The sequence below is a fragment of the Allobosea vaviloviae genome (assembly GCF_001298265.1).
Lineage (GTDB): Bacteria > Pseudomonadota > Alphaproteobacteria > Rhizobiales > Beijerinckiaceae > Allobosea > Allobosea vaviloviae_B.
In genome coordinates, this window is record NZ_LGSZ01000079.1 from 1 (window position 1) to 6,102 (window position 6,102).

The 6,102-nt window shown below is 62.7% G+C and carries 5 protein-coding genes and 2 pseudogenes; all 7 read left to right on the plus strand.

All coding sequences use genetic code 11. The annotated features are described in order from the left end of the window. Positions 1-158: pseudogene (locus AE618_RS28275) on the plus strand (electron transfer flavoprotein subunit alpha/FixB family protein); the annotation flags it as partial. Between the two features lie 88 nt (positions 159-246). Beyond that, entirely contained in the window at positions 247-468 is a 222-nt protein-coding gene (locus AE618_RS29195) for an enoyl-CoA hydratase/isomerase family protein (protein ID WP_156330482.1), read from the plus strand. 299 nt (positions 469-767) lie between these two features. Beyond that, a complete protein-coding gene (locus AE618_RS24835; RefSeq protein WP_054211761.1) occupies positions 768-1,496 on the plus strand; it encodes an ABC transporter ATP-binding protein in 729 nt (242 codons plus the stop codon). Next, on the plus strand, positions 1,486-2,229 hold the full coding sequence (locus AE618_RS24840) for an ABC transporter ATP-binding protein (RefSeq protein ID WP_054211762.1): 744 nt from the start codon (positions 1,486-1,488) through the stop codon (positions 2,227-2,229). The genes AE618_RS24835 and AE618_RS24840 overlap by 11 nt, the downstream gene beginning before the upstream one ends. Before the next feature lie 4 nt (positions 2,230-2,233). Further along, positions 2,234-3,121, plus strand: coding sequence for a branched-chain amino acid ABC transporter permease (locus tag AE618_RS24845; protein WP_054211763.1), 888 nt, complete (start codon positions 2,234-2,236; stop codon positions 3,119-3,121). 34 nt (positions 3,122-3,155) lie between these two features. Continuing rightward, complete coding sequence (locus AE618_RS24850) at positions 3,156-4,148, plus strand: branched-chain amino acid ABC transporter permease (RefSeq protein ID WP_054211764.1); 993 nt, start codon at positions 3,156-3,158, stop codon at positions 4,146-4,148. Between the two features lie 342 nt (positions 4,149-4,490). Further along, positions 4,491-5,593: pseudogene (locus tag AE618_RS24855) on the plus strand (IS110 family transposase). The last annotated feature ends 509 nt before the right edge of the window (positions 5,594-6,102 follow it).

Below are 6,102 nucleotides of genomic sequence, written 5' to 3' on the forward strand. Positions count from 1 at the left end.
TCCAGCATCTCGCCGGCATGAAGGATTCGAAGGTCATCGTTGCGATCAACAAGGACGAGGAGGCGCCGATCTTCCAGGTCGCCGATTACGGCCTCGTCGGCGACCTCTTCACCATCCTGCCCGAGCTGGAAACCGAACTCGCCAAGATCGGGCGCTGACGCCCGTTGATGACATCCGGACCGCATGCTCTTCGGACGAGGTCACCACTGGTAGCTGGCGCCTATTGCACCCAAGAAAGGAACTCATATGGACGAACCCGTTCTAGTGACGAACCGTGATGGATGGAGCCAAGTGACGCTGAATCGACCTGATCGGATCAATGCGCTCAATCGGCCCATGCTCGAGCAATTGATCGCTACCCTTGAAGGACTGGCAAAAGATCCTGAGTGCCGGGCAGTCTCGGCCGTTTGCTCTGCCCTCCGCGCAGACAATTCACTCGGCGGATTGTCCTCAGTGAGTACATTTTGAATCCGCTTTGCTCGCAGCGAACTGAACTTAATGATGTTTTCGAGCTGGCACGCTACCTGCTAAACCAAACTAAAATTCGCGCTGTGGCCAGCAACGGAACCACCGCAGGGGAAAGCAGTCGATTAAGCAACTGCGCGAGATGGTGGAAGTGCCGCAAGTCCGCGGCGCAGACCACCGAACCTCAGCTGTTCTGAACATGGCCCGCCCGGAGCCCGACAGGGGGAGAGAAACAAGTGAACGACGACCCGCAACCAACAAAACAAGAAATCGATATTATCCTCGGGACCTCAGGGCTCACAATGGAATTCGCTGGTTTTACGGCAGTCAGCGGGGTTGATCTACAGGTCACGCGCGGATCGATCCATGCGTTGATCGGCCCGAACGGCGCCGGCAAGACGACGTGCTTCAATTTGCTGACCAAGTTCTTGGCGCCGACGCGCGGATCGATCGTCTTCAACGGCCGCGACATCACTCGCGAGAAGCCCGCGGAAATCGCCCGGCTCGGTCTGGTGCGCTCCTTCCAGCTCTCGGCGGTGTTTCCGCAGCTTTCGGTCCTGACCAATGTCCGCATCGCGCTACAACGGCGTAAGCGCGGAGATTCGTTCGACTTCTGGCGTTCGGAAGAGGTGCTGCGCTCGCTCGATCGTGAAGCGCTGGCGCTGGTCGAGGCGGTCGGGCTCTCTGCCTATGCCGAGTTGCCGGCGGTCGAGCTCAGCTACGGCCGCAAGCGAGCGTTGGAGATTGCGACGACGCTGGCACTCGACCCGGAGATGCTGCTGCTCGACGAGCCGATGGCTGGCATGGGCCGCGAGGATGTCGAGCGCATCGAGGCGTTGATCCGCAAGGTCTCGAAGAACCGCACCATTCTGATGGTCGAGCATAACCTCTCGGTCGTCGCTTCGCTTTCGGACCGCATCACCGTGCTGGCGCGCGGACAGGTGCTGGCCGAGGGCACCTACGCCGCCGTCTCGAAGGATCCGCGGGTGGTCGAGGCCTATATCGGTTCGGGGGTCGGCCATGGCCACTGAGGCAGTGCTGGAGCGCCCGGGCGGGGCCGCGACGAAGTCGCTGCTGCAGGTGCGTGAACTCGAGGCCTGGTATGGCGAGAGCCATGTCCTGCATGGCATCGATCTGGAGGTCGGCGAAGGCGAGGTAGTGACGCTGCTCGGTCGCAACGGCGCCGGGAAGACCACGACGCTGAAATCGATGATGGGGGTGATCGGCAAGCGAAAGGGCTCGGTCTCCTTCGCCGGGGAGGAAACGATTCAGCTACCTTCGCGCGCTATCGCCCGGCTGGGCATCGGTTATGTCCCCGAAGAACGCGGGATTTTCTCGTCTCTCTCGGTCGAGGAGAACCTGATGCTACCGCCGCAGGTGAAACCGGGCGGGCTCTCGGTCCAGCAGATCTTCGAGCTCTTCCCCAACATCAAAGAACGGCTCTCCAGCCAGGGCACCAAGCTCTCCGGAGGCGAACAGCAGATGCTGGCGATCGGTCGCATCCTGCGTACCGGTGCCAATCTGCTGCTGCTCGACGAGCCGACCGAGGGTCTCGCCCCGGTGATCATCGATCAGATCGGCGCCACGATCCGGATGCTCAAGAGCAGAGGTTTCACCATCGTTCTGGTGGAGCAGAACTTCCGGTTCGCGCAGACGGTCGCCGATCGCCACTACGTCGTCGAGCAAGGCCGGGTCATTGACATGATCGCCAATGCTGAACTTGACGCGAATATCGACAAACTCCATCGATATCTGGGGGTCTGAAGACATGTTCGAGTTTCTCGGTATTCCTCCCCAGGCTCTGTTCGGCCAGGTCCTGCTCGGCCTGATCAACGGCTCGTTTTATGCCATCCTCAGCCTCGGGCTGGCGGTGATCTTCGGGCTGCTCAACATCATCAATTTCAGCCATGGCGCGCAGTATATGATGGGCGCCTTCGTCGCCTGGATGTGCCTGAACTATCTCGGCATCAACTACTGGGCGGCGCTGCTGATCGCGCCGCTGATCGTCGGCTTCACCGGGGTCGCGATCGAGCGGCTGCTGCTCAAGCGCATCGCCCATGTCGATCATCTCTACGGGCTGCTTTTGACCTTCGGCCTGGCGCTGATCATCCAGGGCCTGTTCCGCAACAGCTACGGTTCCTCGGGCCTGCCCTACCAGATCCCGGACGAACTGCGCGGGGGTCAGAATCTCGGCTTCATGTTCCTGCCCTATTACCGCGGCTGGGTCGTCGTCGCCTCGCTCGTAGTCTGCCTTTCGACCTGGTTCCTGATCGAGAAGACGAAGCTCGGCGCCTATCTGCGGGCCGCGACAGAGAATCCGACCCTGACCCAGGCCTTCGGCATCAACGTGCCGCTGATGGTGACGCTGACCTATGGCTTCGGCGTGGCGCTGGCGGGGTTTGCCGGCGTGCTCGCCGCGCCGATCTACTCGGTCAATCCGAACATGGGCGCCGACCTGATCATCGTCGTCTTCGCCGTGGTGGTGATCGGCGGCATGGGCTCGATCCTCGGCGCCATCGTCACCGGCTTCTCGCTGGGACTGATCGAGGGCCTGACCAAGGTGTTCTACCCTGAAGCCTCTGCGACGGTGATCTTCATCATCATGGTGCTGGTGCTGCTGGTACGGCCCGCGGGCCTGTTCGGGCGGGCCGCGTGATGGCCGCTCGCCACGACACGACGAGGATTTGAGCATGGCCGATATCGCCGCCACCGACGTCCCCACTGCCGCGCTCCTGCCCGGCGAGACCGACAAGGCCACGCTGCGCCTGCACCGCGCGATCATGATCGGGATCGCGATCGCGCTCGTGATCGCGCCCTTCGTGGCCTATCCGGTCTTCGTCATGAAGGTTTTGTGCTTTGCGCTGTTTGCGCTCGCCTTCAACCTGCTGCTTGGCTATGGCGGCCTGCTTTCGTTCGGCCACGCCGCCTATTTCGGCATGGCGAGCTATGTCTGCGCCTTCACCGCCAAGAACTGGGGCCTGACGCCGGAGCTGGCGATCCTGCTCGGCACGAGCGTTGCCGCCGCGCTGGGTGCATTGATCGGCGCATTGGCAATCCGGCGGCAGGGCATCTACTTCACCATGATCACGCTGGCGCTGGCGCAGATGGCCTTCTTCTTCTCGCTGCAGACGCCCCGCTTCACCGGCGGCGAGGACGGCATCCAGGCCGTGCCGCGCGGCCGGCTCTTCGGGCTGATCGACCTCTCCGACGACCGCACGCTGTACTGGCTCGTCGCCGCGATCTTCATGGCCGGGCTCTTGGCGATGTACCGCATCATCCACTCGCCCTTCGGCCAGGTCTGCAAGGCGATCCGGGACAACGAGCCGCGCGCGATCTCGCTCGGCTACCGCGCCAACCAGTACAAGCTCGCCGTCTTCGTGCTCTCGGCCAGCCTGGCCGGCCTCGCCGGCTCGACCAAGGCGATCGTGTTCCAGCTCGCGTCGCTCACCGACGTGCACTGGTCGATGTCGGGCGAGGTCGTGCTGATGACGCTGGTCGGGGGCCTGGGCACGGTGTTTGGGCCGATCGCCGGAGCGCTCGTCATCGTCTCCATGCAGAACTACCTCGCCTCGCTGGGAGCCTGGGTCACCGTGGTGCAAGGCGTGATCTTCGTGATCTGCGTCATGACCTTCCGCGAGGGCATCGTCGGCGTCATCGCCAACCGGATCAAGCGACCATTGTAAGCTACCTGCATGATGCAGGACACTGGCCGAGCCTTCGATATTGATCATTACTGTAGGCATGTGCGCGGCTTGGCACCTGCTATGTGCATTTTGAATCCGCGGCCGATTTGGTGGCTGCGGTCAAATTGTCGAAGCCTCGAGAGCAAGATGGCGACATGCCATCCATCAGGGTTCAGTTTAGAAGGTCAAGGACGAGCGTTGTTCCTCGGGGTCTGAACTTGTCGGGCTTGTCGACTTCTCGTAAGACCGTATGTCCGCTGAGCCGGAGTGGCTCGCCCTACACTGCGCCTTCGAGGGTTGCTCGGAGTGGCCGAGCCGATCCTCACCGCAGGAGGACGAGCCGTGGAACATTGTAGCGAAGTTTTTGTCGGGATCGATGTCGCGAAGGCGCGGAACGCTATCGCCGTGGCTGATGGTGAGCGCGGCGGCGAGGTGCGCTTTTTCGGCGAGGTGGACGCGGCGGAAGAAAGCATGCGCAGGGTGGTGAAGCGGATTGCCGCGAGCTGCGATCGGGCGCATTTCTGCTACGAGGCGGGCCCGACAGGATACGGGCTGCATCGCCTTATCATCTCTCTCGGCCATCCCTGTACGGTCGTGGCGCCTTCGCTGATCCCGAGGAAGCCTGGTGACCGGGTCAAGACTAACCGGCGCGACGCCATCGCCCTTGCGAGACTCTTGCGAGCCGGAGAGCTCACGGCGGTGTGGGTGCCCGATGCGGGATACGAGGCGATGCGTGATCTGGTTCGCGCCCGAGCCGCTGCGGTCGAGACCCAGCGCGTCCATCGCCAACAGGTAACTAGCTTCATGCTCAAGCACAGCCGCGTCTTCTCGCGGCCGAAGGCTTGGACCATGCGATATCTCCGGTGGCTGCAGGAGCAGACGTTCGATCACCCTGCCCATCAGATCGCACTGCAGGAAATGATCGAGGCTGTTCGGACCTCGAAGGAACGCGTGCAGCGGCTCGAGGCAGCGATTGAGGAGTTCGTGCCGACTTGGTCGCTGGCACCCGTGGTGCGAGCGCTCCAGGCACTACGCGGCGTCGATCTGATCGTGGCCGTGACCTTCGTCACCGAAATCGGCGACTTGAATCGTTTTGAGAGCCCACGCCAGCTAATGGGCTATCTCGGCCTCGTGCCAAGCGAACGCTCAACGGGCGACACGGTCAAGCGGGGTGGGATCACCAAGGCCGGCAACGGGCGGGTGCGGCATATGCTCGGCGAAAGTGCCTGGACCTACCGCCTCGGGTCGGAGCGAAGAAGCTCTACAAGATGGAGCAGACCTCGCCCAGGGTGCGCGAGATCGCCTGGAAGGCGCAGACTCGGCTGACGGCACGCTACCGGGCCCTCAGCGCTAGGGGCAAGAAGACGACCGTCGTGTGCACGGCCATTGCCCGCGAACTGGTCGGCTTCATGTGGTGTGTCGGACGGGATGCCCGATCGACCTAAACCCCTCGTCGCCAGCAATGACGACGAGTCCATAGCTCGCGCGCAGGCGGGGGCGGGGCCACGGCAGGGGAACTCCCGTCAGACGCTTTGTGGCCGGCTCCGGCCGACGCCCGCAGTAAGACAGGGAACGCCCCGGACGCACACTCGGAACTGCGGTAGCCAACCTGCGCATCAGAGCTTGATCACCGACGTCCTTCAGGCCCCGCCTCCACCTACGCGCGAGGATTATGAGCCGCTCAGCCGAGCGGGCGGCAACGTGCGCCCAAATTGTTGACAGCGGACATCAGAGCGGTGTCCCGGCACCATCTTTGCGAGAGCGGTCTGAGCGACGATATTTGAAGCCCCTGAGGGCTTCGACACATGACGATTTCAGAGCTTACGCTTAGCAGGCTGAGGAAAAACCGGCTGTTTGCGCTGGATGGTCGGGGTTGAAGTCAGTTTGGGTCGGCTCGGATGGCGGCCCAACGCCTGTCGGCTTTGACCGGGGCGGACTTCGGGCCTGGGTTTTC

Excerpts from the sequence above, each read along its gene's own strand:
- AE618_RS29195 (WP_156330482.1), top strand. The coding sequence starts at position 247 with ATGGACGAACCCGTTCTAGTGACGAACCGTGATGGATGGAGCCAAGTG.
- AE618_RS24835 (WP_054211761.1), top strand. The coding sequence starts at position 768 with ATGGAATTCGCTGGTTTTACGGCAGTCAGCGGGGTTGATCTACAGGTC.
- AE618_RS24840 (WP_054211762.1), top strand. The coding sequence starts at position 1,486 with ATGGCCACTGAGGCAGTGCTGGAGCGCCCGGGCGGGGCCGCGACGAAG.
- AE618_RS24845 (WP_054211763.1), top strand. The coding sequence starts at position 2,234 with ATGTTCGAGTTTCTCGGTATTCCTCCCCAGGCTCTGTTCGGCCAGGTC.
- AE618_RS24850 (WP_054211764.1), top strand. The coding sequence starts at position 3,156 with ATGGCCGATATCGCCGCCACCGACGTCCCCACTGCCGCGCTCCTGCCC.